General features: G+C 73.7%; 23 protein-coding genes and 2 pseudogenes. 6 read left to right on the top strand and 19 right to left on the bottom strand.

Features of this window, described 5'->3' with window-relative positions; genetic code table 11:
- Positions 1 to 94: 94 nt before the first annotated feature.
- Positions 95 to 706, bottom strand: coding sequence for a response regulator transcription factor (locus Sm713_RS03015; RefSeq protein WP_003948568.1), 612 nt, complete (start codon positions 704 to 706; stop codon positions 95 to 97).
- Between the two features lie 453 nt (positions 707 to 1159).
- Here Sm713_RS03015 and Sm713_RS03010 point away from each other — a divergent pair.
- The 3 genes and pseudogenes from Sm713_RS03010 to Sm713_RS03000 all read left to right on the top strand — a co-directional run.
- Positions 1160 to 1480: pseudogene (locus tag Sm713_RS03010) on the top strand (WhiB family transcriptional regulator); the annotation flags it as partial.
- A 1011-nt stretch (positions 1481 to 2491) separates the two neighbouring features.
- Positions 2492 to 3262 carry an MOSC domain-containing protein gene (locus tag Sm713_RS03005; protein WP_212908139.1) on the top strand — a complete coding sequence of 257 codons (771 nt, stop codon included), beginning with the start codon at positions 2492 to 2494 and terminating at the stop codon, positions 3260 to 3262.
- A 24-nt stretch (positions 3263 to 3286) separates the two neighbouring features.
- Entirely contained in the window at positions 3287 to 4060 is a 774-nt protein-coding gene (locus tag Sm713_RS03000; protein ID WP_212908138.1) for an SDR family oxidoreductase, read from the top strand.
- Positions 4061 to 4244: 184 nt separating this feature from the next.
- Here the strand turns inward: Sm713_RS03000 and groL are convergent, their stop codons facing one another.
- The 3 genes from groL to Sm713_RS40050 form a co-directional block, all read right to left on the bottom strand.
- A complete protein-coding gene (gene groL / locus Sm713_RS02995) occupies positions 4245 to 5870 on the bottom strand; it encodes a chaperonin GroEL (protein WP_212908137.1) in 1626 nt (541 codons plus the stop codon).
- Between the two features lie 183 nt (positions 5871 to 6053).
- Entirely contained in the window at positions 6054 to 6362 is a 309-nt protein-coding gene (gene groES / locus Sm713_RS02990; RefSeq protein WP_189932005.1) for a co-chaperone GroES, read from the bottom strand.
- A gap of 276 nt (positions 6363 to 6638) precedes the next feature.
- On the bottom strand, positions 6639 to 8282 hold the full coding sequence (locus Sm713_RS40050) for a polysaccharide deacetylase family protein (RefSeq protein WP_249416046.1): 1644 nt from the start codon (positions 8280 to 8282) through the stop codon (positions 6639 to 6641).
- A 91-nt stretch (positions 8283 to 8373) separates the two neighbouring features.
- Between Sm713_RS40050 and Sm713_RS02980 the strand changes: the two genes are divergently transcribed.
- The gene (locus Sm713_RS02980) at positions 8374 to 9666 is read left to right on the top strand and encodes a methyltransferase domain-containing protein (RefSeq protein WP_212908136.1); all 1293 of its coding nucleotides are present in this window, start codon (positions 8374 to 8376) and stop codon (positions 9664 to 9666) included.
- Positions 9667 to 9996: 330 nt separating this feature from the next.
- Here the strand turns inward: Sm713_RS02980 and Sm713_RS02975 are convergent, their stop codons facing one another.
- Together Sm713_RS02975 and Sm713_RS02970 are read right to left on the bottom strand one after the other, a co-directional pair.
- The gene (locus Sm713_RS02975; protein WP_374196025.1) at positions 9997 to 10641 is read right to left on the bottom strand and encodes a hypothetical protein; all 645 of its coding nucleotides are present in this window, start codon (positions 10639 to 10641) and stop codon (positions 9997 to 9999) included.
- 36 nt (positions 10642 to 10677) lie between these two features.
- Positions 10678 to 10926 (bottom strand): annotated as a pseudogene (locus Sm713_RS02970) (TetR/AcrR family transcriptional regulator); the annotation flags it as partial.
- Between the two features lie 118 nt (positions 10927 to 11044).
- Here Sm713_RS02970 and Sm713_RS02965 point away from each other — a divergent pair.
- Positions 11045 to 11983 carry an SDR family oxidoreductase gene (locus Sm713_RS02965; RefSeq protein ID WP_212908135.1) on the top strand — a complete coding sequence of 313 codons (939 nt, stop codon included), beginning with the start codon at positions 11045 to 11047 and terminating at the stop codon, positions 11981 to 11983.
- 17 nt (positions 11984 to 12000) lie between these two features.
- On the opposite strand, the gene Sm713_RS02960 is transcribed toward Sm713_RS02965, so the two are convergent.
- The 7 genes from Sm713_RS02960 to tsaB all read right to left on the bottom strand — a co-directional run bounded on the left by Sm713_RS02960 (position 12001) and on the right by tsaB (position 17613).
- Positions 12001 to 13395, bottom strand: a complete 1395-nt coding sequence (locus Sm713_RS02960) for an RNA polymerase sigma factor (protein WP_249416045.1) — start codon at positions 13393 to 13395, stop codon at positions 12001 to 12003.
- Between the two features lie 129 nt (positions 13396 to 13524).
- Complete coding sequence (locus Sm713_RS02955) at positions 13525 to 13881, bottom strand: YciI family protein (RefSeq protein WP_212908133.1); 357 nt, start codon at positions 13879 to 13881, stop codon at positions 13525 to 13527.
- A gap of 162 nt (positions 13882 to 14043) precedes the next feature.
- Positions 14044 to 14685 (bottom strand): Uma2 family endonuclease, encoded by a 642-nt coding sequence (locus Sm713_RS02950; RefSeq protein ID WP_212908132.1) that lies wholly within the window; start codon positions 14683 to 14685, stop codon positions 14044 to 14046.
- A 119-nt stretch (positions 14686 to 14804) separates the two neighbouring features.
- Positions 14805 to 15065, bottom strand: a complete 261-nt coding sequence (locus Sm713_RS02945; RefSeq protein WP_212908131.1) for a hypothetical protein — start codon at positions 15063 to 15065, stop codon at positions 14805 to 14807.
- Between the two features lie 40 nt (positions 15066 to 15105).
- A complete protein-coding gene (gene tsaD / locus Sm713_RS02940; RefSeq protein WP_212908130.1) occupies positions 15106 to 16239 on the bottom strand; it encodes a tRNA (adenosine(37)-N6)-threonylcarbamoyltransferase complex transferase subunit TsaD in 1134 nt (377 codons plus the stop codon).
- Entirely contained in the window at positions 16232 to 16774 is a 543-nt protein-coding gene (rimI, locus tag Sm713_RS02935) for a ribosomal protein S18-alanine N-acetyltransferase (RefSeq protein ID WP_212911736.1), read from the bottom strand. Before rimI ends, tsaD begins: the two co-directional genes overlap by 8 nt.
- Before the next feature lie 92 nt (positions 16775 to 16866).
- Positions 16867 to 17613: a tRNA (adenosine(37)-N6)-threonylcarbamoyltransferase complex dimerization subunit type 1 TsaB gene (gene tsaB / locus Sm713_RS02930; protein WP_212908129.1), complete on the bottom strand. Its 747-nt coding sequence runs from the start codon at positions 17611 to 17613 to the stop codon at positions 16867 to 16869.
- A gap of 242 nt (positions 17614 to 17855) precedes the next feature.
- Here tsaB and Sm713_RS02925 point away from each other — a divergent pair, with 242 nt between their 5' ends.
- Positions 17856 to 18407 carry a hypothetical protein gene (locus tag Sm713_RS02925; RefSeq protein WP_212908128.1) on the top strand — a complete coding sequence of 184 codons (552 nt, stop codon included), beginning with the start codon at positions 17856 to 17858 and terminating at the stop codon, positions 18405 to 18407.
- A 198-nt stretch (positions 18408 to 18605) separates the two neighbouring features.
- Here the strand turns inward: Sm713_RS02925 and Sm713_RS02920 are convergent, their stop codons facing one another.
- The 6 genes from Sm713_RS02920 to Sm713_RS02895 all read right to left on the bottom strand — a co-directional run bounded on the left by Sm713_RS02920 (position 18606) and on the right by Sm713_RS02895 (position 26324).
- Positions 18606 to 18890: a hypothetical protein gene (locus tag Sm713_RS02920; RefSeq protein ID WP_212912236.1), complete on the bottom strand. Its 285-nt coding sequence runs from the start codon at positions 18888 to 18890 to the stop codon at positions 18606 to 18608.
- A gap of 1062 nt (positions 18891 to 19952) precedes the next feature.
- Entirely contained in the window at positions 19953 to 20453 is a 501-nt protein-coding gene (tsaE, locus tag Sm713_RS02915; protein ID WP_212911735.1) for a tRNA (adenosine(37)-N6)-threonylcarbamoyltransferase complex ATPase subunit type 1 TsaE, read from the bottom strand.
- A 121-nt stretch (positions 20454 to 20574) separates the two neighbouring features.
- Positions 20575 to 21855 (bottom strand): alpha/beta fold hydrolase, encoded by a 1281-nt coding sequence (locus Sm713_RS02910; RefSeq protein ID WP_212908127.1) that lies wholly within the window; start codon positions 21853 to 21855, stop codon positions 20575 to 20577.
- A gap of 168 nt (positions 21856 to 22023) precedes the next feature.
- A complete protein-coding gene (gene alr / locus Sm713_RS02905; protein ID WP_212908126.1) occupies positions 22024 to 23178 on the bottom strand; it encodes an alanine racemase in 1155 nt (384 codons plus the stop codon).
- Positions 23179 to 23564: 386 nt separating this feature from the next.
- A complete protein-coding gene (locus Sm713_RS02900; protein WP_212908125.1) occupies positions 23565 to 25034 on the bottom strand; it encodes an NAD(P)H-hydrate dehydratase in 1470 nt (489 codons plus the stop codon).
- 87 nt (positions 25035 to 25121) lie between these two features.
- A complete protein-coding gene (locus Sm713_RS02895) occupies positions 25122 to 26324 on the bottom strand; it encodes an IS110 family transposase (RefSeq protein WP_212911734.1) in 1203 nt (400 codons plus the stop codon).
- Between the last annotated feature and the right edge of the window lie 50 nt (positions 26325 to 26374).

Here is a 26374-nt window from a genome sequence, read left to right as displayed (position 1 = left end):
GATGCGGCATCGTCGGCGAAACGAGCAGCGGGCATCCGTCGCCCCGTCCACCGAAAGGCGGACGGGGAGCGTCGCATCCCCGCTGCGGTGCCACTCAGCGAACCAGGCCCCAGCGGAAACCCAGCGCGACGGCGTGCGCCCGGTCCGAGGCGCCGAGCTTCTTGAAAAGGCGTCTGGCGTGCGTCTTGACCGTGTCCTCGGAGAGGAACAGCTCGCGGCCGATCTCCGCGTTCGACCGGCCATGGCTCATGCCTTCCAGGACCTGGATCTCACGGGCGGTGAGGGTGGGCGCCGCGCCCATCTCGGCGGAGCGCAGGCGGCGCGGGGCCAGCCGCCAGGTGGGGTCGGCCAGGGCCTGGGTCACGGTGGCCCGCAGCTCCGCGCGGGAGGCGTCCTTGTGAAGATAGCCACGTGCCCCGGCGGCCACCGCGAGTGCCACGCCGTCCAGGTCCTCGGCGACGGTGAGCATGATGATGCGGGCACCCGGGTCTGCCGAGAGCAACCGCCGGACGGTCTCCACGCCGCCGAGGCCCGGCATGCGTACGTCCATCAGAATCAGGTCCGAGCGGTCGGCGCCCCAGCGGCGGAGCACTTCCTCGCCGTTGGCCGCCGTCGTCACGCGCTCGACGCCGGGTACGGTCGCCACCGCACGGCGCAGCGCCTCTCGGGCGAGCGGGGAGTCATCACAGACGAGGACGGAAGTCATGACTGACCTCCGTGGCTCTCGCAGCGGATGCGCGTCACCTTGAGCCTCCAGGCTGGTACGAGTCGTCACCTCTGCGGTTGAGCCCTCGGACGCCTGCCCGACGAGCTTGGTTCCATCAACCGCTTCCGCACTCTCAACGACGGTCACTCGAAAGAGTTACGGGTAGGGCAGCCACGTCCGGCACTCTACGTGAGGGGGCCGACACGGTACAGCGGCGCGCATCCGCCCTGCTCCGCGACTGCTCCGGCACCACGGTCTTCACGGACCCCACCCCTTCCCTGGCAATTCCTTCACGAAGAGTCATGACCCATTTAGCTGGTTTTCTCCACTGTTTCTAGTGTCTGCGGCTAGATTCATAAAGAGTCATATTTTCATCTCCTTAGACAGTAGAGACGGCGTGCGCCCACCAACCCGCACAACAGCGGCCGCAAAACGGCTACAAGGGGACAGCTCATGGCAGACTTCTCCCGCCTTCCGGGACCCAACGCGGACCTGTGGGACTGGCAGCTGCTCGCCGCCTGCCGCGGCGTCGACAGCTCGCTCTTCTTCCACCCGGAGGGCGAGCGCGGCGCGGCGCGCAGCGCGCGGGAGAACTCGGCCAAGGAAGTCTGCATGCGGTGCCCGGTCCGCGCGGAGTGCGCCGCACACGCCCTCGCGGTACGCGAGCCGTACGGGGTGTGGGGCGGGCTGACCGAGGACGAGCGTGAGGAGCTGATGGGGCGGGCCAGGAACCGTCTGGTCTCCACCCCGGCGGGCGGCGCGGGAGCGGCGAACGGCACGGGCGCGGCGGACGGCGGCGCCGACGCGGCGAAGGGCCCTGGCGTGAACGGCGGCTCCCCGGGCTCGGCGCCGCGCACCCCTCCGGCGGGCGGCCGGCCGGGGTCCTCCGGGGGCGGGGGGCCGCTGGACCCGGCGGACGCCCACGACCCGGCGGATCCCGACGATGACCTGGACGACGACTTCTACCGCCTGGACGGGCCCCAGCACCTGGAAGAGCCTCACCATCCCCGGGACCTCCACCACCCCGAGCAGCCCCGGCATCCCGAGGATTCCCACCGTCCCGGGGACTTCCACGATCCAGAGGACTTCCACGACCCGGAGGGCTTCCAGCGCCCCGGGGACTTCCAGCCTCCTGAGGACTTCCAGCCTCCTGAGGACTTCTCTTACGGCGAGGACTCCTACCTCTCCGAAGACGCCTACCGCCCCGGGGCCCCCGCCCACCTCGAAGACTTCGGCCGCCCCGAGGACTTCCCCCACCTCGAAGACGTCCATCACGCCCGCGCCGAGGACGCGCCCTACGGCGAGGCAGCGCAGCACCCGGAGGACGCCGACGACTACCGCGCGGAGACCTCCTACCGCGTGGAGACCTCCTACCGACCGGAGAGCCCCTACCAGGGGGACGCCTCCTGCCAGCAGGAGACCTCCTGCCAACAGGAGGCCGTCCACCAGCCGGCGGACTCTCGGCGGCCGGACGGCCCTCACCAGCCGGAGGACTCCTCCCGCCCCTTCCCACCGCTCCCCCACACGTCGGACTTCTCACCGTCGCCCGTCCGCGTGCCCGGCGCCTCCCCCTCGCTCCCCTACGGATACGGCCCCTCCCTCGGCCCCGGCCCCTCAGCGCCGTACGCCCCGGACCCCACTCCCTCACCGTCGTCCCGTACGTCGGACCCGCCCGCCGCTTCTTCTTGACGTAACGTTTCTGCACAATCGGACGCCCAGGTGGCCGAGTCAGGAGTGACCCGAAATGAGTGTGCGGTGCGGGCGCGAACGTCTTAACGTGCCGTCATGAGAGTTCTGTCCCTGAACGTGGGCCGCCCCAAGTCCGTTCCGTACACGGCGCAGCCAGAGGGCCTGACCGGCATCGAGAAGTCGCCGGCGGCCGGGCCCGTACGGGTGGCGGCGCCCGGACCCAAGGGCAAGGCGGGCAGCGGGGTGGCCGGTGACGCCATCTGCGACAGGCGGCACCACGGCGGGAACGACCAGGCGGTGTACGCGTTCGCCCGCGAGGACCTGGACGAGTGGCAGGAGACCCTGGGCGCGGCGCTGCCCGACGGCATCTTCGGGGAGAACCTCACGACCGAGGGCGTGGACGTGTCCGGCGCGTTGATCGGCGAGCGGTGGCGGATCGGGCGCGAGGTGGTCCTGGAGGTGACCAGCGGCCGCATCCCCTGCCGGACGTTCGCCGGGGAGCTGAAGGCCCGGGTGCCCGAGGGCCGGACCGACCACTGGATGAAGCGCTTCACGGAGCGCGGGGCGCCGGGCGCGTACCTGCGCGTGCTGGAGCCGGGTGAGATCCGCGCCGGCGACCCCATCGAGATCGTGCACCGGCCGGGCCACGGGGTCACGGTCGCCCTCCAGTTCCGCGCCATCGCCGGCGAGAACCGGCTGCTGCCGGAGGTGCTCGCGGCCGGCGAGGCGCTGCACCCCGAGACGATCGAGCGGGCGCGGGCGTACCTGGCCCGGCAGCAGGCCGGGCGACAGCAGGGACAGGGACAGGCAGAGGGGCAGGGGCAGGCCGGGCCGGATGAGCGGGACGGGGCGCCGGAGGCGGTGTGACACCGGGGTCACTAACCTTGCTCCATGACCACGGCTCTGATCACGGGATCCACGTCGGGCCTCGGCGCCGCCTTCGCGCGGCGCCTCGCGGCGGACGGGCACAGTCTGGTCCTGGTGGCGCGCACCACGGAGCGACTCCAGGAACAGGCCACCGAACTGCATGACAGACACGGCATCGAGGCGCAGGTGCTGTCCGCGGACCTGGCCACGGAGCGGGGCATCGAGGCGGTGGTGGGCCGGCTGTCCGACCTTGCCAACCCGGTCGACCTGCTCGTGAACAACGCCGGGTTCGGCAACAAGGGCCGCTATCTCGACGTCCCGGTCACGGACGAGCTGACCATGCTCAAGGTGCACTGCGAGGCCGTGCTGCGGCTGACGTCGGCCGCGGCCGAGCCCATGCGCGAGCGGCGCCGCGGGGCCATCGTCAACGTCGCCTCGACCGCCGCCTTCGTGCCCCGCGGGACCTACGGCGCGTCCAAGGCGTGGGTGGTGCAGTTCACCGAGGGCGTGGCGCGGGACCTGGCCAGCTCCGGCGTGCGGCTGATGGCGCTGTGCCCCGGGTTCGTCCGCACGGAGTTCCACGAACGGGCCGGCATGGGCACCGAGAACATCCCCAACTGGATGTGGCTCGACGCCGACAAGGTGGTCGAAGCCGGCCTCGCCGACCTCGTCCGCGGCAGGACCGTGTCGATCCCGGACCCCCGCTACAAGGCGCTGATGGGCCTCGCGAGGCTGACGCCCCGCAGGATGCTGGGCGGCATCTCGTCCAAGGCGGGCCGCTCGTACGGACCGCGGTAAGGCCGCTCGCACGGGCCGCGGTGAGCACGAAGGCCGCTTGCACCGGCCGCGACAAGCGCGCCGGAAGAACCCAAGGGGCTACGAGGCCCGGGGCGCCCGGGCCGGCCCCGCCCGGAGACGCCGAGGGCCCGGCGCCCCGCGAACGGGGGCCGGGCCCTGGCCGGGCTCGGTGGGAACCGGAGCCTCAGTGCGCGTGGCTGTGCCCGTGGCCGGCGGCCTCGGGCTCCTCCTCCGCCGGCTTCTCGACGACCAGGGTCTCGGTCGTGAGCAGCAGGGAGGCGATGGACGCGGCGTTCTCCAGCGCGGAGCGGGTGACCTTGACCGGGTCGATGACGCCCTGCTTGATCAGGTCGCCGTACTCGCCGGTCGCGGCGTTGTAGCCCTCGCCCTTGTCGAGCTCGGCGACCTTGGAGGCGATGACGTAGCCCTCAAGGCCGGCGTTCTCGGCGATCCAGCGCAGCGGCTCGACCGCGGCGCGGCGGACGACGGCGACACCGGTGGCCTCGTCGCCCTCCTTGCCGAGGCTGCCTTCGAGCACCTTGGCCGCGTGCACGAGCGCGGAGCCACCACCGGAGACGATGCCCTCCTCGACCGCGGCGCGGGTCGCGGAGATGGCGTCCTCCAGACGGTGCTTCTTCTCCTTGAGCTCCACCTCGGTGGCGGCGCCGACCTTGATCACGCACACGCCGCCGGCCAGCTTCGCGAGGCGCTCCTGGAGCTTCTCGCGGTCCCAGTCGGAGTCGGTCGTCTCGATCTCGGCCTTGATCTGGGCGATCCGGGCCTGGACGTCCTCGGACTTGCCACCGCCGTCGACGATGGTGGTGTCGTCCTTGGTGACGGTGACGCGGCGGGCGGTGCCGAGCACGTCGAGGCCGACCTGGTCGAGCTTGAGGCCGACCTCCTCGGCGATGACGGTGGCACCGGTGAGGGTGGCCATGTCGCCGAGCATCGCCTTGCGGCGGTCGCCGAAGCCGGGGGCCTTCACCGAGACGGCGTTGAAGGTGCCGCGGATCTTGTTGACGACCAGGGTCGACAGGGCCTCGCCGTCGACGTCCTCCGCGATGATCAGCAGCGGCTTGGAGGAGTTGGACTGGATGACCTTCTCCAGCAGCGGCAGCAGATCCTGGATGGCGGAGATCTTGCCCTGGTGGATCAGGATGTACGGGTCGTCGAGGACGGCCTCCATGCGCTCCTGGTCCGTGACGAAGTACGGCGACAGGTAGCCCTTGTCGAAGGCCATGCCCTCGGTGAAGTCCAGTTCGAGACCGAAGGTGTTGGACTCCTCGACGGTGATGACGCCGTCCTTGCCGACCTTGTCCATCGCCTCGGCGATCAGCTCGCCGACCTGCTGGTCCTGCGCGGAGAGCGCGGCGACGGCGGCGATGTCGGACTTCTCGTCGATCGGGCGTGCCGAGGCGAGCAGGTCGTCGGAGACCGCCTTGACGGCGGCGTCGATGCCCTTCTTCAGGGCGGCCGGGGAGGCACCCGCGGCGACGTTGCGCAGACCCTCCTTGACCAGGGCCTGGGCGAGCACGGTGGCGGTGGTGGTGCCGTCACCCGCGATGTCGTTGGTCTTGGTCGCCACCTCCTTCACCAGCTGGGCGCCCAGGTTCTCGTACGGGTCGTCGACCTCCACCTCGCGGGCGATGGTCACGCCGTCGTTGGTGATGGTGGGCGCGCCGAACTTCTTGTCGATCACAACATTGCGGCCCTTGGGGCCGATGGTCACCTTGACGGTGTCCGCCAGCTTGTTGACGCCGCGTTCAAGGGCGCGACGGGCGTCCTCGTCGAACTTAAGAATCTTCGCCATGGGAGCGTTTCAGCCCTCTCGGAATGCGGGTGGTACGAACTGCGCCCCGGGCGCCCGGTTCTCATGGTGACGGGGGCCAGGGGCGCAGCTCACAAGCGGTATTCGCGGGCAACGGGCTCGGGCCCCGGTCCGTCCGGACCGCACACGGTCCCGTTGCACCGCACGTCGACGCTCTGCGTCGTCTTACTTCTCGACGATCGCGAGGACGTCGCGCGCCGAGAGGACGAGGTAGTCCTCGCCGTTGTACTTGACCTCGGTACCGCCGTACTTGCTGTAAAGCACGACGTCGCCGTCCTTGACGTCGAGCGGCAGGCGCTCGCCGTTCTCGAAACGGCCCGGGCCGACGGCCAGGACGACGCCCTCCTGGGGCTTCTCCTTCGCGGTGTCCGGAATGACCAGGCCCGAGGCCGTGGTCTGCTCGGCGTCCAGCGGCTGGACCACGATGCGGTCCTCGAGCGGCTTGATGGCAACCTTGGTGCTGGCGGTCGTCACGATCCGACCTCCCCCTTCGGAGATCTCACGGGGTTGACTGTCTGAGGTGGCGACCAGGTCGATCCGTCGTCGCGGGTGCCGGACCTGCCCGTCGCTTCATTGGCACTCTCCATTGAGGAGTGCCAGAGCCGAGACTATGACTGCGATTAGCACTCGGTCAAGCGGAGTGCCAACGCCACGCGGAGCGCGCCCCTCCGGCGCGGGTGCGGCGGGCCTCTCGGCGCCCGTCCGGCGACGGTCCGGGGACGGTCCGGGGGCTCCCCTGCGGCACCCCGGTCAGACGTAGTCCTCCAGCCTGGCCACCGCGTACCCCTGGGCGGCCACCGTCCTCAGCAGGTTGCGCAGCACCTCGGGCATGGTGGCGCCCCACTGGTGGCGGCCCCTGAAGTGGGTGAGGATGATGTCCCCCGGATGCAGGACGTGCGGGGCCCGCCGGTACTCCACGCGGTTCACGAGCGCCTCCTCGTTCCAGAGCAGCACCGCCTTGATCCCGCAGCCCGCGGCCGTCCGCAGGGTGGCGCGGTCGTACCTGCCGTAGGGCGGGCGGAAGAGTTCGGCCCGGCGGCCGTAGTGGTGTGCCAGGACCTCCTGCATGCCGCAGATCTCGCGCTGCTGCCGCGCCCGGCTCATGCCGCGCAGGTCGCCGTGGTGGAGCGTGTGGTTGTGGAGCGCGACGCCGTGCTCCCGCATGCCCGCGAAGTAGCGGAAGTCGTTCGCGATGAGGTCGCCGGTGAGGAACGCGGTGTAGGGGATCCCCAGATCCTCCATCATCCGGATGAGGGCCGGGTCCTTGTCCTGGCCGTCGTCGATGGTCAGGAAGACGACCTTGTCCCTGGTGGGGATGCGGGTGACGACCGGCGGCAGGCCCTTCTGCGGTCCTCGGACGCGCAGGTCCCGCGGGGTGCTCAGGCGCGGCTTGGCGGCCGGCGGGGGCGGGGCGAGGACGGGGACGGAGGCCAGGCGCCAGCGGCGGGCCATGGCGGCGCGCAGCGCTCGGGCCTCGCGGGGCGCACGGCGCGCACGGAGCGGGTGTCCCGCGCGTCGAGGGCGCTCGGCGCGTTTCGCGCGTTTGGCGCGCGGCGCGGCGGGGGCGGCTCCGGCTCGTGCACGGGCTCGGGGGCTGGGGCGGGGTCGGGATCGGGGTCGCGTTGCTTCGGGTGACGGGTGGGTGTGCATGCCGGTGGCGTGGCGTCCGGCGGCGTGGCGCCTTGTGGGGTCCTGCTCGTCGGTGGCGTGGCGCGTGTCGGTGGACGGTCGCTTGCCGGCAGTGTGGCGCCCCTCGGTGGCGTGGCGCCTGTCGGTGGCGTGTGGTGTTCCGGGTTCGCGCCCCGTACCGGTGGCGCGCTGTACTTTCATGGCCGCCCAGGCGCCCATGGGCTCCGTGGGGTCCATGGGCTCCGTGGGGTCCATGGGCAGCCCGGCACCGGCCCCGGCACCCGCGGCGTGCGGCCCTGCGGCCTCCTCGCCCGGCGCGGAACGACCGGCCCCGGGGACGGGGCGCTGCTCCGCAGCCGCGGGAGGCTCCGTCGATGAGGGGCGCTGCTCGGGCCGGCCCGGCGCGGCTTCCCGTCGTGCCGCGGGGGACGGCGACGGGGCGCGCCCCGTGCCGAGTCCGCCGGCCGCGTGCTCCGTACCGGACTCGTCCGCCGCGTGCTCCACGCCGGGCTCGTCCACGGCACTCGCCGGTCCACGGTCCGGTGCACGCTCCGACGAGCGCATCGGGCGGCCCTCCCCGGGCCGGGGCCCTGGTCGGGACGCCGCCGTCGTGCCGGTGAGGTCACCGGCGCCGGTGCTGCCGCACTGTCCCGCCGGGCCCACCCAGCCGGTCGCCAGGGCGGCCAGGGCGAGGACCGCCACGGTGCCGCCCGCCTGCCACGACCGCGCTCTCGGCCCGAGGCCGTTCCGTCGTATGAGGCGCATGACTTCTGATCGTGCCAGCGGTGCCCGCACCGCACCCGCCGGCCGGGCCACCCGGCGTACCCGCTCGCCCGGCTGGCCCACAATAGACCCGATGAACGACGAGGTGAACGACGCGGCGGACCGGCTCGCCGCACTGCGGACCGACGAGGGCCGCGCCCTGCTGGAGGAGGTGCGGGACGTCGGCCCCGGCGAGGAGTTGGCCGCCGCCACCCGGCTGCGCCGGGCGCACCCTCCGGACCTGGTCTCCGCGGCCCTCACGCAGGCGCGGCTGCGGCGCCGTGCCGAGGCGAAGTTCGGGGCGGCGGACGCCCGCCGGATGTTCTTCACCGCGGACGGCGTGGAGCAGGCGACGCGCGCCAGTGTCGCGGCGCACCGGGCGCAGCGGATGCGCGCGTTGGGAGTGCGGTCCCTGGCCGACCTGTGCTGCGGGATCGGCGGCGACGCCATCGCCCTGGCCCGCGCCGGGATCACCGTGCGCGCCGTGGACCGCTCGCCGCTGGTCTGCGCCGTGGCCCGGGCCAATGCGGAGGTACTGGGCCTCGCCGACCGCATCGAGGTCGTCGAGGCGGACGTCACCGAGGTCGACACGGCGCCGTACGACGCGGTCTTCGCCGACCCGGCGCGCCGGGTCCCCGGGGCGGACCGGGGCGCCTCGTCCGAGGGCGGCGGGAGGCGGGGAGGCCGGGGCCGGATCTTCCGTCCCGAGGACTACTCGCCGCCGCTCTCCTGGGCCGTGGAGACGGCGCGACGTGCGCCGTGCGCGGCGCTGAAGACGGCGCCTGGCATCCCGTACGAGGCGATCCCCGAGGACGTCGAGACGGAGTGGATCTCGGACGGCGGGGAGGTGAAGGAGGCGGTGCTGTGGTTCGGCACGGGCGCACCGCCCGGCCGCCGCGCCACCCTCCTGCCCGCTTCCCCGGACGGCCCGCAGTCCCCCGGTGCCCGGACGGCCCCGGAGGGGCCCCCGTCGCTGAGCGCCCCGCTGTCGGCCCTGCCGCCGGATCCGGACGTCCGCGCTCCGGGGCGCTATCTCTACGAGCCCGACGGGGCCGTCATCCGGGCCCACCTGGTCGCCGAGGTGGCGCGGGAGGTGGACGGCGGGCTGCTGGACGCGACCATCGCGTACGTCACGGCCGACGGGCTGCGGTCCACGCCGTTCGCCACCGCCTACGAGATCACCGACGCGCTGCCGTTCAACCTGAAACGGCTTCGGGCGCTGCTGCGCGAACGGGGCGTCGGCACCCTCACCGTGAAGAAGCGCGGCTCGGCGATCGAGCCGGAGGAACTGCGCCGCAAGGTCAGGCCGCAGGGCCCGAACTCCGCGACGGTCTTCCTGACCCGGCTCGCGGGCGCGCCGGCGATGCTCATCGGGGGTCCGGCCTGAGCGGTTGGGGTGCCGTGGGCACGCCGGGCCGGGGTACCGGAACGTGGGGTTCAGCCCCGGCGCCGCCGGGTGGGGCTTACGGGCGGTGGGCGTCTGCCAGTGTCGCCGTGGTTTCTTGCGCAGTTCCCCGCGCCCCTTGTCCGCGCAGTTCCCCGCGCCCCCTATCAGGGCGCTTCGGCTTGGCCCGGCGAGCATCCGACGGTTTCGTCGTGGTTTTCGCGCAGTTCCCCGCGCCCCTGATCCGCGCAGTTCCCCGCGCCCCCTATCAGGGCGCTTCGGCTTGGCCCGGCGACCATCCGACGGCGCCCTGCCAGGCGTTCGCCCGGCGGCCTACGCGAGCACGCCGCCCGCGGCTCCCGCGGCTCCAGGGGCGAGCGTCTCGCCCCTGGTCCCCCTGCGGGCCAGCAGGCCCGCCATGAAGACCTCCAGGGCCTGCCGGAGGGTGTCGGTGAAGTCCAGGCGCAGGGCGGCCAGGGCGGGGTCGGCCTCGTAGGCGGACAGCATGGCCTCGGACGGATGGGCGTGGGTCCACACGGAGCCGGCGGTCAGCATGACGACCCCGGCGAACCGCAGCGCGTCGTACTCGTCGAGTTCCGGGACGCACTGGCGCACGAGCCCGGCGAGCACGTGGGCGTTCTCGACGGTGGCCCGCTTGTACGCGAGGGCCACCTGCGGGGAGACGTTGCGCTCCAGGACGCCCGCCTGGGCGCTGGTCAGGTCGCAGAGGACCGGGCGGGCGGCCAGGGAGGTCGCCAGGACCGCGGACAGGCGGTCGCCGCGGGCCATGGGTGAGTCGCCGTCCGGGGCGTCGTCCGGGGCCGTCGAGGTGCCCTTGTCCCCGGTTCCGAGCGGGTCGCCCGGGTCGCCCGAGCCGTCCGCCCCCGCGGACCCACTGGCGCCCGCCGAGGCGCGCGCACCCGGGAAGTCCCCCTCACCGGCCGCGGAGTCCCCCGCACGGCCCGTGGAGGGCCCCAGGCGCCCCTCGGAGCCCCCCGCGAGGACCGCCGTGGGCAGCGTCTCGGCCAGCCGGTCCAGCCATGCCCGGGACTCCGCGTCCAGCAGCTCCAGAAGGATCTCCTCGCGCGACTCGAAGTAGCGCAGCACGTTCGACTTCGCCAGGCAGACCCGCCTGCTCAGGGCGTTGAGGCTGACCTCCGCCACGGGCATGTCCGCGAGCATCTGGGCCGCGGTGTCGAGGATCGCCTGGCGGCGCGCGGCGCGCTGCTCGTCACTGCGGGCGCGCTGGAACGGTGCGGGCATATGACCGATTCTACAGACCCTACAGACCGGCGGTCTGTTGTTATCAGACCACCGGTCTGCTAGCTTGGCGCCAGACACAACAGACCACCGGTCTGCTATTTCCCCGGAAGGAGCCACGATGTACCGAGTCCCTGATCAGACCGGAAAGTTCGCCGTCGTCACGGGCGCCAACAGCGGCACGGGCAAGGAGGCCGCCAAGCGCCTGGCGGGCGCCGGCGCCCGGGTCGTGCTCGCGGTGCGCACGCCCGCCAAGGGCGAGCAGGCGCGCGAGGAGATCCTGGCCGCGCACCCTGGCGCCGCCCTGGAGGTACGGAGGCTGGACCTGGCCGATCAGGCGTCGGTACGGGAGTTCGCCGAGGCCCTGCTCGCCGAGGGCACCCCGCTCGACCTGCTGCTCAACAACGCCGGGGTGATGACACCGCCGCGCCGGTTCGCCACGGTGGACGGCTTCGAGCTCCAGATGGGCACCAACTACCTCGGCCCCTTCGCCCTCACCGTCCGCCTGCTGCCCCTGCTGCTCGCGGCACGGGAGCCCCGGGTGGCCACGATGAGCAGCGGCATGGCCCACCGGGGCCGGATCGACTTCGACGACCTCCAGTGGGAGCGGCGCCGCTACAGCCCCAGCGGGTCGTACGCGCAGTCCAAGCTCGCCGACCTCCTGATGAGCCGGCAGCTCGCCCGGACCGCCGCCGAGCGCGGCTGGAAGCTGATGAGCAACGCCGCCCATCCCGGGTTCACCAGGACGAACCTCCAGACGGCGGGCCCCAGTCTGGGCGGTGACAGGCCGCCGCTGCTGTACCGGTTGATGACTCCGGTGGGCGCGAACCTCCTGCCGACCCAGCAGGCCGAGCAGGGCGCGGAGCCGCTGCTGTACGCAGCGACCAGCCCCGACGCCGTCGCGGACGCGTACTACGGGCCCAGCAGGCGCTTCGAGCTGGTCGGCCCCACCGGTGAGGCCAGGGCGGTGCGCAGGGCGCGCGACGAGGCCGTGGCCGCCCGGCTGTGGAGCGAGTCGGAGGCGCTCACGGGGGTGACGCTGCCGGCCCTGACCGTGTAGCGGAGTGGCAGGACCGGTCAGACCCCGCCGTGCTCGGCGACCCGCTTCAGCAGCAGTTCGCGCTCGCGCTCGTTGCGGGCCAGTGCCGCGGCCCGCTGGAACTCCGCGCGGGCCTCGGCGCCCCGGCCCAGCCGCGCCAGCAGGTCGCCGCGGACGCTGGGCAGCAGGTGGTAGTCGCGCAGCGCCGGCTCCTCGGCGAGGGCGTCCACCAGGGCGAGGCCCGCTTCGGGGCCCTCCGCCATGGAGACGGCCACGGCGCGGTTCAGCTCGACGACCGGGGTGGGCGCGCGGGCCGCGAGGAGGCCGTACAGGGCGACGATGCGCGGCCAGTCCGTGTCCTCGTAGCGGGCCGCGGCCGCGTGGCAGGCGGCGATGGCGGCCTGAAGGGTGTACGGGCCCGGGGCGGCGGCGCGTGCGCCCCGCTCCTCCCCGCCCACCGCGCCGCCCACCGCCCCCGCCCCGCCCGCTTCGGCCGCGCGCCGTGCGCCGCCCGCCTCCCCCGCGTCCCTGGCGACCGCCTCGGCGCGGGCCAGGGCGGTGAAGCCGCGGCGGATCAGGAGGCGGTCCCAGCGGGCGCGGTTCTGGTCGGCGAGCAGGACGGGGGTGCCGTCCGGGGCGGTCCTGGCCGGGGTGCGGGAGGCCTGGAGCTCCAGCAGCGCGGCCAGGCCGTGCACCTCGGGCTCCCGCGGCATCAGTTCCGCGAGGACCCGCGCGAGGCGCTGCGCGTCCTCGCAGAGCGCGGGCCGCAGCAGGTCGTCGCCCGCGGTCGCCGCGTAGCCCTCGTTGAAGATCAGGTAGATCACTTCGAGCACCGAGCCGAGCCGGGCCTCGCGGTCGGGCCCGTACGGCACCTCGAACGGGATGTTCCGGGCGGCGAGGGTGCGCTTGGCGCGGACGATCCTCTGGGCGACGGCGCTCTCGCCGGTGAGCAGGGCGCGGGCGATCTCCGCGGTGGTGAGCCCGCCGAGCAGCCGGAGCGTGAGGGCGATCCGGGAGGGCGCGGGGAGCACCGGGTGGCAGGCCGTGAACACCAGCCGGAGCAGGTCGTCGTCGATGGCCTCGGGGTCCGCCTGGGCGGGGTCGGCCAGATCGGCGGGCGGCGGCGCGCTCTGAAGATCACGACCGACCTCGGCCAGCTTGCGCGCGTACCGCTCCCGGCGGCGCACCAGGTCGATCGCGCGGCGCCGGGCGGTGGCCATGAGCCAGGCGCCCGGGTTGTCCGGGACGCCTGACTCGGGCCACTGTTCGAGGGCGGCCACCAGCGCGTCCTGTGCCAGTTCCTCCGCGATCCCGACGTCCCGCACGATCCGGGCCACCCCGGCGATGATGCGGGGCGCCTCGATCCGGAAGACGGCCTCGGTGGCGCGGCCCGCGGTGGCCCTGGGGTCCCCGGCGGTGGGGTCTGCTGTCACGGCCACCCATCACAGCAGTACCCCGGCCGGTCTCAAAGCATCGGGGCGACGCACGTGGGGCGGGCGGCGCCGACGCGCTGGGCGGGACCGCCCCGCGCGGCCATGACCGCCCCACCGCGCGCCCCCGCCTCAGCCCTCCGCGATCTCCCGGACCTCGCAGGTCACCGTCCAGTACTCCTCGTGGACCCGCAGGAACCGCTTCGTCCACTCGACGGCCTCGGCCCTGTCCTTGGCCTGGATGATCGCGTAGCCGCCGACCACCTCCCTGGACTCGGCGAACGGCCCGTCGGTGACGGAGATCCGCCCGCCCTCCCAGTGCACCCGGCTGCCCTGGTCGGCAGGGGCCAGACCGGCGGTGTCCAGCATCACGCCGGCCTTGGTCATCTCGTCCAGCAGCTCGTTCATCCGCTCCATCAGAGCCTTGCTGGGGCCCTCGGACGGTGCGGTGCTCTCGTCGACCCGGATCAGCGACATGTAACGCGGCATCGGTCTCTCCCAACCTCCGACGACGGCCCGGCACCCTGCGCGACAGCGCCTCGACGACACCCGGCCCGGCGGGGCCTCTCCCCGCTCTCACCCCGTGCGTCGAACAGGGGGCGGCCGGTTCGACACGTCCGCCGAAGTTTTCTCCGCGGGCCGGGCGAGGCCTCAGTCCGCGAACTCCTTCAGCTCGTTCGTGTCGAGGGTGAAGCCCACGGGCTGGGGCAGGTCGACGGCGGTCCCGTAGGCCCTGGAGGTGATGCTGCGATACCGGCCGTCCTCGGGCTCGGCATGCACGACGACGCTGGCCGTGTCCCGATCGACCAGCAGATAGACGGGAATCCCCGCGGCCGCGTAGCCGGCGGGCTTCTCGACGCGGTCGCGCCGATTGGTGTCCGGGGCGCGGGAGGTCACCTCGACGACCATGAGGACACCGCCGGGCTCCACCCACTCGCCCGTACCCGTGAAGTGCCTGCGAGGTGCCAGAGTGCCGTCGGGCCGGGCGCGGCCCCTGGGGTGGTGCCCGACCTTGAGACCTGCCTCGCTGTACAACCGCAAGTCCGTGCGGTGCCGCATGCACTGCTCCAGCAGCCACATCACGATCTCCCGGTGGTTGCCGTCCGGCACTGCCTTGACCTCGATCCTTCCGTTCAGGAACTCCAACCGCACCGTCTCCGGCGACGTGCGCGCGATCTGCTCGAACTCCTCGATCGTGACCTTTGGCGGGGCAACCGCACTCGGGGGCCTGGCCTCGCCCCTTCCCCTCCACGGCGCCCTTGCCTGCGACGCAGCGTTCCCCTGAATCGCCATAAGTGGTCCCCCATCCCTACCCGCCCGTCCGGGCCTTCGGCATATGAACCTGGCATATGCCGAACATGCGGGCATCGGAGAATGGAAAAGGAGACACCTTCGGGTGATCCGGCTCGCCCTCAGTCCACCGTCTCGAACCGCCACCGGTGCACCGCCCGGCCGACCAGGTCCGGTCCCGGTTCGGGGAGTTCCGGAAAGTCGGCGTCGGCGCCGGAGCCGTCAGCGGGCCACCAGGTGATCACGAGGACGCGGTCCTCGGCGGCCCTGAGGGTCTCGCGGCGCGACGGCTCGGGGGTGAGGGGCTGGTCGCGGACCCAGGCGAGGAGGTCGGGGCCGCGGCCGGGCAGTGCTCGGGCCTCCCACATCAGCGCGACGGTCATCGTGCCTCCCGAACGAGCGCTGTGAGCGCGGCGACCGCGGTCACGAGTACAGGTTGTCCTTCGCGGTCTCGTGCACATGGTCGTGGGAGTGGCCCGCGACCGGGGCGGGGACGAGTGGCTGGCGGCCCGGGACGTGGGGGTCGGTGACCGGGAGGGACGAGTCGGCGGGCAGGTCCCAGTCGGAGGCGGCGCGGTCCCGGGCGACCATCTCGGCGCCGAGGGCGGCGACCATCGCGCCGTTGTCCGTGCAGAGCTTCGGGCGGGGCACCCGCAGCCGGATGCCGGCCGCCTCGCAGCGCTCCTGGGCGAGGGCGCGCAGCCGGGAGTTGGCGGCGACGCCGCCGCCGATCATCAGGTGGTCCACGCCCTCGTCCCGGCAGGCCCGCACGGCCTTGCGGGTCAGCACGTCGGCGACCGCCTCCTGGAAGGACGCCGCCACGTCCCGCACGGGCACCTCCTCGCCGGCCGCGCGCTTCGCCTCGATCCAGCGGGCCACGGACGTCTTCAGGCCGGAGAACGAGAAGTCGTACGGCGCGTCCCGCGGCCCGGTGAGGCCGCGCGGGAACGCGATGGACCCGGGGTCCCCCTCGCGCGCGTACCGGTCGATGACCGGGCCGCCGGGGAAGCCCAGGTCGAGCACCCGCGCGATCTTGTCGAAGGCCTCGCCCGCGGCGTCGTCGATGGTCGAGCCCAGCGGCCGTACGTCGGCGGTGATGTCGGAGGCGAGCAGCAGGGACGAGTGCCCGCCGGAGACCAGCAGCGCCATCGTCGGCTCGGGCAGCGGGCCGTGTTCGAGCTGGTCGACGCAGATGTGCGAGGCCAGGTGGTTGACGCCGTACAGCGGCTTGCCGAGCGCGTACGCGTACGCCTTCGCGGCCGAGACGCCCACCAGCAGCGCACCCGCGAGGCCGGGGCCCGCGGTGACCGCGATGCCGTCCAGGTCGGAGGCGGCGATGCCGGCCTCCTTCAGGGCCCGCTCGATGGTGGGGACCATGGCCTCCAGGTGCGCCCGGGAGGCCACCTCCGGCACCACGCCGCCGAAGCGCGCGTGCTCGTCGACGCTGGAGGCGATCGCGTCCGCGAGCAGCGTCGTGCCGCGGACGACACCGACCCCGGTCTCGTCGCAGGAGGTCTCGATGCCGAGGACTAGCGGCTCGTCGCGGGAGTCAGGCATGGGTGTCGGGTCCTTGTTGTCCTGTTGGGCCGGAAACGGGTGAGAAGCCGGAGGAAGAGGGGGCGGGGGGTGAGTCGGGGGCAGGGGCGGGGGCGCCCCGCAGCAGCAGCCGCATGACCAGGGCGTCCACGTTGCCCGGCTGGTAGTAGCCGCGCCGGAACCCGACCGGCTCGAAGCCGAAGCGCAGGTAGAGCCGCTGGGCGCGGGTGTTGTCCACCCGCACCTCCAGCATCACCTCCGCGCACTCCGCGGCCGTCGCGTGCCGCAGCAGGTCGGTGAGGAGCCGCGCGCCGAGCCCGGTCCCCCACTGCTCGCGGGCCACGGCGATGGTCTGGACGTCGGCCAGGTCGCCGGAGACCGCGAGGCCCGCGTAGCCGAGCAGCCGGCCGTCCGTCTCGGCGACCAGGTAGCCGCGGGTGGCGCCCCGGCCCCGGGCGTGCGCCAGCTCCGACCAGAACATGCCGCGTGACCACGCGTCGTCCGGGAACACCGCGCGCTCCAGCTCCAGCACCGGGTCGATGTCCCACCAGCGCATCTCGCGCAGGCGGACGTCGGCCGCGGCCGGGGTCTGCCGCGGGGTCGTGGCGGGGGGCGGCCCTCCGGGTGAGGTGCGCGGGGCGGAGTGGGTCACCGCTGGGTGACCACCTTGTAGTTCTTGGGCACCTGGGCGTCCGGCCTGCGCAGGTAGAGCGGGCGGGGCGGCAGCAGGCCCTGGGGGACCTCGCCGTCCCCCTCGGACCCGTCCCCCATGGCCCGCGGTACCGCGCGCCCGCCACCGGCGGGCAGCCCTTCGCCGGCGGCGAGCCGTTCCACCGCGAACGCCGCGAGCGCCGCGGCCGTGACGTGCCGCGGCTCCCCGACGTCCGGGAACGCCTCCGGGTACAGGAACGCGCCCTCCCCCGCCGCGGGCAGCCCGGCCACCCGCTCCGCGATGTCGGCGGGGCGGTCCACGGCCGGTCCGAAGGCGCGGGTGCGCGCGTCCTCGTACCTGGCCCAGTAGACCTCCTTGCGCCGGGCGTCGGTGGCGACCACGAAGGGGCCGGCCGGGCCCCCCGAGGAGGTGCCGAAGGCGTGGGCGAGGGCGTCGAGCGTGCAGACGCCGTGCACGGGGACGCCGAGGGCGAAGCCGAACGTGTCCGCGGTCGTGAGGCCGACGCGCAGCCCGGTGTAGGGGCCGGGGCCCACGCCGACGGCGATGTCCGTGACCTCGGCGAGCTTCACGCCCGCCGAGGCGAGCACCCGGTCGACGGCGGGCAGCAGCAGCTCCCCGTGCCGGCGGGCGTCCACCTGGCTCGATTCGGCGACGACCGCGGCGCCGTCGTGCAGGGCGACGGTCACGGCTGGGGTGGCGGTATCCAGGGCGAGCAACAACACACCAACAGCCTACGGCTCCGGCGCCCGCCAGGCGCCCGCCCCGATCGGGTGCACCCGTGCTGCTACCGTCACCGTCTAGGCGTACGTACAGGTCGTATGTACGGGGCATAAGCGGCATTCCTGGCATACAACATGATGCCCGGCACCACCGTCAGCGCCCGGCCCGCCGGAGCAGCGGCACGGCAGGCTCCGTTCCGTTGGACAGGGCGAGGCGGTGGGCCCCGGGCGAGAGGTGGGCAGCGGTGTCTAGGAGCAGCTCGGGTTTCGTGGCCGGGCTGACGGCGGTGGCCGTCGCGATGGTCGGCTACCTGGCCTACCAGGCGTCCGCCAGCGCCCCGGACAGCCTGGGCGCCCCGGGCCCCGGCGCGAGCGCGTCCCCGAGCACCCCGGCCTCCCCTCCGCCCCACAAGGCCCCGGCACTGCCGGCCGGCTCGGGCAGCGGCGAGCGGGTGGTGTACTCGCTGGGCACCGACCGGGTCTGGCTGGTCACGGCCGGCAACCAGGTGCAGCGCACGTTCACCGTCACGCCCAGCACGGTCCACCCCGCGCCCGGCACCTTCGCGGTCACCTCGCGCTCCGCGGTCACCGCGGGCTCGGACGGCGTCTCGATCGAGCACGTCGTCCGCTTCACCAGCGTTGACGGCGTGACGATCGGGTTCAGCGCGGCGGTCGACGGTTCCACGCCTAAGCCGGACCCCGGCAAGAAGACGGGCGGCATCCGGGAGAGCAGGGCGGACGGGGCGGCGCTGTGGGGGTTCGCGGGGGTCGGCGAGAAGGTCGTCGTCGTTCGGTAGGTGGGGGTTCGGCGGGCGCAGGCGTCTGTTCGGTGGTTCGCGGTTGGTCGAGTCGCGGTCCTCGGCGGTCGGCGGTTCGGCGATCGGCGGTTTCGCAGTCGATGGTTCGGCGGTCGGCGGTTTCGCGGTCGCAGGCGCCTGTTCGGTGGTTTCGTGCTCGGTGGTTCCGGGGTCGCCTGGCCCGTCGGGGCGTTCCGGCTACGCGGCTGCTCCCCGGGTGCCGTCGTCACCCGGGTGAACGGTGGAGGTGACGGCCTCGGGCAGGCCGGACGGGTCCGAGGGGCCGGCGAGGTGGGCGGTGTCCGCCGGTGTGCCGGGGGCGGCGGGCCCGCCACGAGCCGGGGTGGCGGGCGGCGACGGGGACCACGGTGGCGTGGAGACCGCGCGGGCGGCGGCACAGGACGCCAGCAGCTCCCGCATGGACACCCGGCCCGCGCCCGCCGCAGGCGCCTGCGGCCGGCCCTCGCGCTCTGTCGCGGACATGGGGCGCCTCCTGGCTCCGGGGCGGGACGTACGCCGGTTGGTTAGGTAGACCTAACCTCGGTCTGTCCACCCATGGGACCATGCGCCGGGTACCGCACGCAACATCTTCCCGACAGAGTGTCGGCAATGGTTGCCGTGGGCACGCCGTGCCGGGGTACCGGAACGTTGGGTTCAGCCCCGGGGCCGCGGGGTGGGGCTTCCTGACGGTGTGCGTCTGCCCGTCTCGCCGTTGTTCTGCGCTCACGCGGCGGAGCTGCACATCGACACAGCCGCGCGCCCCTTGTTCGCGCAGTTCCCCGCGCCCCTTATCAGGGCGTTCCGACTGAACCAGCGACCATTCCGCGGCTCTCGTCGTGGCTTTTGCGCAGTTCCCCGCGCCCCTGATCAGGGCGCTTCGACTGAACCAGCGACCAATCCGCGGCTCTCGTCGTGGTTTCTTGCGCAGTTCCCCGCGCCCCTTATCCGCGCCGTTCCCCGCGCCCCTGATCAGGGCGCTTCGACTGAACCAGCGACCAATCCGCGGCTCTCGTCGTGGCTTTTGCGCAGTTCCCCGCGCCCCTTATCCGCGCCGTTCCCCGCGCCCCTGATCAGGGCGCTTCGACTGAACCAGCGACCAATCCGCGGCTCTCGTCGTGGCTTTTGCGCAGTTCCCCGCGCCCCTTATCCGCGCCGTTCCCCGCGCCCCTGATCAGGGCGCTTCGACTGAACCAGCGACCAATCCGCGGCTCTCGTCGTGGTTTCTTGCGCAGTTCCCCGCGCCCCTTATCCGCTTATCCGCGCAGTTCCCCGCGCCCCTCATCAGGCGCTTCGGCTGAACCGGCGGCCATCTGATGGTCTCGTCGTGGTTTTCGCGCCCGCGCGGCGGAGCCTCCCCCACTGCCTCAAGGGCGTGGGAGGTGCCCCACGGCTCAGCCCCGCGCCCCTCGTCGGGGCACCGTTGGTGTGAGGGGTGGCCGATCAGGGGCGCGGGGAACTGCGCGAGCAACCCGGCACCCGCCGGTGGTCCGGAGACAGCAGAACCACCCCACCCGGACGGTGGCGACCCGGAGGGTCGTGAAGCGGTCACGCAGGCGAGCCGCCTGCGAGATCACCCAGCGGCGCCCCCGCCCAGCGCGGGCCGACCCCGACGAGGGTCACCTCGCGGACCTCGTCCACGGTGCCGTCCACGGCCTCACCGCCGGCCCCGCCGGCCCCGCCGGCACCCCCGGTGGACCGGTCGATGACCACGTGCAGCCGCTCCTCGGAGAGTTCCTCGACCCTCCCCTCGCCCCACTCGACCACGACCACCGACTCGGGCAGCGAGACGTCCAGGTCCAGGTCCTCCATCTCGTCGAGCCCGCCGCCCAGGCGGTACGCGTCGGCGTGTACGAGCGGGGGGCCGTCGCCGAGCGGCGGGTGGACGCGGGCGATCACGAACGTCGGGGACGTGACCGCGCCCCGTACCCCGAGGCCCTCGCCGAGCCCCCGGGTCAGCGTCGTCTTGCCTGCGCCCAGCTCACCCGTGAGCAGCACCAGGTCCCCGGCGCGCAGCAGGCGGGCGAGCCGGCGGCCGAGTTCCTGCATGCGTTCGGGGGAGGACACGGTGATGCGGACGCTGACGGGCTCGCCCGCGGGGCCGCCGGCGCCGGGTTCCGGCCGTCCTTGCGGGGCGGGGCCGGAGCCGTGCTCGGAGCCGGGTCCCCGCTCAGCCACCGGACTGCGGTGTTCCGCCGCGGGACGTGCGTCCGCGGCCGGTGCGTGGGCGGCCGCCGGAGGGGCGGCGGGTTCGGGTGTGGGGTCCATAGCCGCCCACCGTAGCCGGGGGCCGGGCGACCCCGGCGCGCGCCAGCAGGTCGGCGATGCGGTCCGTGACGGCCTCGGGGTGCTCCAGCATCGCCAGGTGCCCCGCGTCGGGCACCAGGACGAGTTCCGCGCCGGGCAGCGCGTCCGCGATGGCCTCGCTGTGCGAGCTTGGCGTGACGAGGTCCTTGTCGCCCGCGAGCACCAGCACCGGCAGGTCCGCGAAGTGCCGCAGCGCCGCCGTCTTGTCGTGCGAGACGAAGCCCGGGTAGAACTCGGCGACCACGTCGATCGGGGTGCTCTCGATCATCCGTTCCGCGAACCGCGCCACCGCCGGATCCACGTCCTTCGACGCGAACGAGTACCGCTTGACGATCCCCGCGAACAGGTCCGCCGTGGCCCGCCTCCCCCGCTCCACCAGCTCGGCCCGCTGCCCCAGCGCCCTCAGCACCCCGGGCAGCACCCGCCGCACGGCGTTGACGCCCATCACCGGCAGTCCGAAGCTGACCTCGCCCAGGCGCCCGGCCGAGGTGTCCACGAACGCGGCGGCGGCCACCCGCTCCCGGATCAGCTCGGGGAACCGGTCGGCGAGCGCCATCACCGTCATGCCGCCCATCGAGTGGCCGACGAGCACCAACGGCCCCTCGGGCGCGGCGGCGTCGATGACGGCCCTGAGGTCCCCGCCCAGTTCCTCGAACGTGACCGGGGTGTCCTGCTCCCGCTGGGTGACGCCCCGTCCGGAGCGGCCGTGGCTGCGCTGGTCCCAGTGGACGGTGCGCACGACGCCGCGCAGCGCGGCGCGCTGGAAGTGCCAGGAGTCCTGGGTGAGGCAGTAGCCGTGGCTGAAGACGACGGTCACCGGCGCCGGGGTCCTGCGCCCGAACAGGCGCCTGCGCCGCGGCACCGGGCCGCCGTCCGGCTCGACCTCGTCGACCTCGTAGTAGAGCTCGGTGCCGTCCTCCGCGTACGCCTTTCCGGGGTTGCCGCGCAGCGTGCCGTACGGGCCCGTGGAGTCCAGGTCGAGCTGGGCCTGCCTGCGTATGCCGCGGCCGACCGTGAGGCGCTCCATGGCCACCGAGGCGGCGGCGCCGGCCGCGATGATGCCGAGGGCGGCGCCGGCGAAGCCGGCCTTCCGCCAGACGGCGTTCACCGCCCCCGTGGCGGCCTCCGCGCTGCTCTCGCTCACCTGCCCGCTCCCCTTCGCCGTCCCCGGTCCCCGCCGGTGCTCCGCCGTCCGGCCCGTGACGTGCGGTCTCGCCGCCGTTCGGCTGCCCGGCCCTTCCACGTGGTGTTCCCCGGCGGAGGCGTCCTCCACCCTCGGGTGGCGGAGATCACGGCGGAGGGCACCCGGCGGTTACGGCGTCCCGTCGAGATGGACACGCGGTACGCGCGCGCCGATCCGGGTCACGATCTCGTACGCGATGGTGCCCGCCGCCTGCGCCCAGTCCTCGGCGGTCGGCTCGCCCCGGTCGCCCGCGCCGAACAGCACCGCCTCGGTGCCCTCCGGCGGCTCCTCCCCGCCCAGGTCCACGACGAACTGGTCCATCGCCACCCGGCCCGCGATCGTCCGCCACTTGCCGCCGACGAGCACGGGGCCGGTGCCGGAGGCGTGCCGCGGTATGCCGTCGCCGTAGCCGAGGGGGACCAGGCCGAGGGTGGTCTCGCCCGGGGTGACGTAGGTGTGGCCGTAGCTCACGCCATGGCCGCCCGGCACCTGCTTGACCAGCACCATCGACGCGGACAGCCGCATCGCGGGGCGCAGTCCGAAGTCGGCCGGGGCGCCGATCTCGGGGCTCGGCGAGAGCCCGTACATGGCGATGCCGGGGCGCACCAGGTCGAAGTGCGCCTCGGGGAGGGTGAGGGTGGCCGGCGAGTTGGCGATGTGCCGGACCTCCGGGCGTGCGCCCTGCTGTTCGGCGTAGCGGACCATGTCGCGGAACCGGGCGAGCTGGGGGGCGATGGAGGGGTGCCCCGGCTCGTCGGCGCAGGCCAGGTGCGACCAGATGCCGGTGACGCGGACCAGCCCGGCGCGCTCGGCGCGCAGTGCCTCGGCAATCAGGGCGGGCCACTGAGCGGGCTGGCAGCCGCCGCGGCCCAGGCCGGTGTCCGACTTGAGCTGGACACGCGCCGGCACCCCGACAACGCGGGCGGCCTCCGCGGCCTCCCGCAGCGCCCTGGGTCCGCTGACGGACATGTCGAGCCCCGCGTCGACGGCCTCCCGCCAGGGTCCGCCGGGCGCCCACAGCCAGCACATGATGCGGGCCCGGTCCGGGCCGAACCCGGCGGCGCGCAGCTCCAGCGCCTCCTCCGGGGTGGCGGTTCCCAGCCAGGTGGCGCCCGCGTCGAGTGCGGCACGGGCGATGGGCACCATGCCGTGCCCGTAGCCGTCCGCCTTCACCACGGCCATGAAGGCGGCGCCGGGCGCGAGGGCGCGCAGGGTCCGTACGTTCGCCCGTACGGCCCCAAGATCGATCTCGGCACGCGCGCGCGCCGTCGCACTGTCACTCATCGTTCACCAGTGTCTCAAAGCCAACGCCGGCTGCCACCGGGCGGCCCGGAGAGCGAATCGGGGCTGCGCCCCGGCCAACCCAGGGGCGCGGGGCTGTATCGATACGCGGCTCCGCCGCGCGGGCGCGAGCCGCCCACCCACCGGTGGTCCGGACACGACAGAGACCGCCCCCTTCGGACAGTGACGACCTGACGGTGCCGTCGTGGCTGGTCGCGCAGTTCCCCACGCTTTACGGCGGGGCTCCGCCCCGGCCAACCTCAGGGGCGCGGGGCTGTGTCTATATGCGGCTCCGCCGCGCGGGCGCGAGCAACCACCCACCGGCAGGTGGTCCGGACACGACCCGAACCACCCACTTCCGCCGGTGGCGACCTGCAAGGTCGCGTCCGCTAGGGCACTGTCACGTCACGCCAGACCGACGGCAACGCACCCGCCAGCTCAGACGCGCCGACAGGCGCCTCCGCTGCCCGCCGCCCCGCGAGCCCGTGGAGGTACGCCGCGACGGACGCCGCGTCCTGCGCGCCGAGGCCCGCGGCGAGCAGGGAACCGGCGAGGCCGGAGAGGACGTCGCCGCTGCCCGCCGTGGCCAGCCACGGCGTGCCCGTCGGGTTCACCCGGACCGCACCGCCGTCCGGGCGCGCGACCAGCGTCGTCGAACCCTTCAGCAGTGCCGTCGCCCCGTACCGCGCCGCCAGTTCCCGCACCGCCGCGAGCCGGGCGCCCTCGACCTCCTCCCGGGTGGAGCCGAGCAGCGCCGCCGCCTCGCCGGCGTGCGGTGTCAGCACGGTCGGTGCCGTGCGCCGCCGTACCGCCTCGCGGTCCGCGAGCCGCAGCCCGTCCGCGTCCACGAGCACCGGCACGTCGGCGGCCAGCACCTCGTCCACCGCCGCGGCGTCGTCGCCGACGCCGGGGCCGACCACCCACGCCTGCACCCGCCCGGCCTTCGAGGGCGGCCCCGCCGACACCAGCGTCTCCGGGAACCGCGCGATCACCGCATCCGCCGCCGGACCCACGTACCGCACCGCACCCGCACCGCCGTGCAGCGCGCCGGAGACGGCGAGCACCGCCGCCCCCGGGTAGCGGGCGGAACCCGCGACGATGCCCACCACGCCGCGCCGGTACTTGTCGCTCTCCGCCACGGGGCGCGGCAACAGCGCGGCCACGTCCGCGTGCTGGAGGGCCTCCAGGTCGGCGGTGGGCGGCAGGTGGGGGCCGAGGCCGATGTCGATCAGGCGGGTGGCGCCCGCGTACTCGCGCGCGGGGTCGACGAGCAGGCCGGGCTTGTGGGTGCCGAAGGTGACCGTCACATCGGCGTGCACCGCCTCGCCCCGCACCTCGCCGCTGTCCGCCTCGATGCCGCTGGGCAGGTCGACGGCGACGACGACGGCGCCCGATGCACGGGCCAGCACGGCGAGCGGCACGGCGGCGGGCCGCAGGCCCCCGGTGCCTCCGATGCCGACGATGCCGTCCACGACCACGTCGGCCCGGCGGATCAGCTCCTCGGCGCCGCCGGCCGCCCCGTCCGTCGAGCGATCGCCCGACGGGGCGTTCCGTGCGCTGCCGCCCGCGGCGCGCAGGGCCGCGAGTCCGCCCGGATGCGCCCGGTCCGGCGCGAGCAGCAGCGCGGTGACGCCCGCGCCACGGCGCGCGAGCCGGGCGCCCGCATACAGGGCGTCACCTCCGTTGTCGCCGCTGCCGACCAGCAGGACGACCCGGGACCCGTAGACCCGTCCGAGCAGTTCGGCGCAGACGGCCGCGAGCCCGCTCGCGGCCCGCTGCATCAGGGCACCCTCCGGCAGCCGTGCCATGAGCTCCCGCTCGGCCGCCCTCACCGTTTCCACGCTGTACGCACTCCGCATGGCACGAGTCTCCCGCACGCCGCGCGCCGGGGAGCGGGGGCGGGTGACGCGAGTTGCGGCCGAGGGGGGGTGCCTCTATGTCCTTGGTCAAGCGGGGCGTGGGGTTCGGTGTTCGTAGAAGGTGCCGTCGCGGAGCATCGCGAAGAGCACGCTGATGCGCTGGCGGGCCAGGCGGAGGAGAGCCTGGGTATGAGTCTTTCCCCTGGCTCGGCAGCGGTCGTAGTAGGTGCGGGAGACGGGATCGTGCAAGGCGGCGAAAGCGGACAGGAACATCGCCCGTTTGAGCTGGCGGTTTCCGCCTCGTGGCGCGTGTTCGCCGTGGATCGATGTGCCCGACGACTTGGTGGTCGGGGCCAGGCCGGCGTAGGAGGCGAGATGGGCGGCGGTGGGGAAGCTGGTGCCGTCGCCGACGGTGACCAGCAGGGTGGCAGCGGTCCTGACCGCGATCCCCGGCATCGAGATCAGGACCTGGGAAAGAGGGTGCTCCTCCAGCAGGGCCTCGATCTGCGCTTGAAGAGCGCGGCGCTGTTCGTGGACAGCCGCGAGCGAGCGGGCCAGCGAGGGGATCACGATGTCGAGCGTGCCGGTCCCCGGGACCACGACGGTCTGTTCGTCGAGTGCGTCGAAGACGTCGTCGATCAGCCGCTGGGCCATGCGCGGGGCTTTGGGTCGGATGGTTTCGACGAGTTTGCGGCGGCCGGCTTTCCTGAGGGCGGATGGGGATCCGTAGCGCTCCAGCAGCCAGGTGACTGCTTGGTGATCCAGCCGCGGGCCCAGGACGCGTTCGAGGCTGGGGTGGAACTGTGTGAGCAGGCCGCGTATGCGGTTGCTGGTGCGTGTGGCCTCGGTGGCAAGATCCTGGTCGAAGCCGACCAGCACGGTGAGTTCGGCGGTGATCTCATCGGTCAGTTCCAGGGACCGCAGGGTGTGGGGCATGGTGCGGGCGGCGTCCGCGATGACCGCGGCGTCCTTGGCGTCGGTCTTGGCCTCGCCCGGGTAGAGGTCGGCGATCCTGCGCATCGCAAGTCCGGGCAGGTAGGCGACCTTGCAGCCTGCGTCCCGGGCCACGGTCAGTGGCAGAGCGCCGATCGAGGCGGGCTGGTCCACGATCAGCAGGACGGTGCCGAATTTGGCGGCCAGCTTGTCGAAGACGGCTCGCAGTTTCGGTTCGCTGTTGGGCAGGGGCTTGTCGAAGACCTTCTTGCCGGCTGGGGTGAGTCCGTGGCCGTGGTGGGCGGTCTTGCCGACGTCAAGGCCGAGGAAGACGCCCACGTCGCCGGTGTCGAACATCGTGCTGTCAGCTCCTTTGGTGCGGCTGGCCTGGGCTTCGGTGTCGTACG

This window comes from Streptomyces sp. TS71-3, assembly GCF_018327685.1.
Classification (GTDB): Bacteria; Actinomycetota; Actinomycetes; order Streptomycetales; family Streptomycetaceae; genus Streptomyces.
The sequence above is the reverse complement of the archived record's forward strand: the minus strand, read 5'-3'. Positions and strand labels throughout refer to the sequence as shown.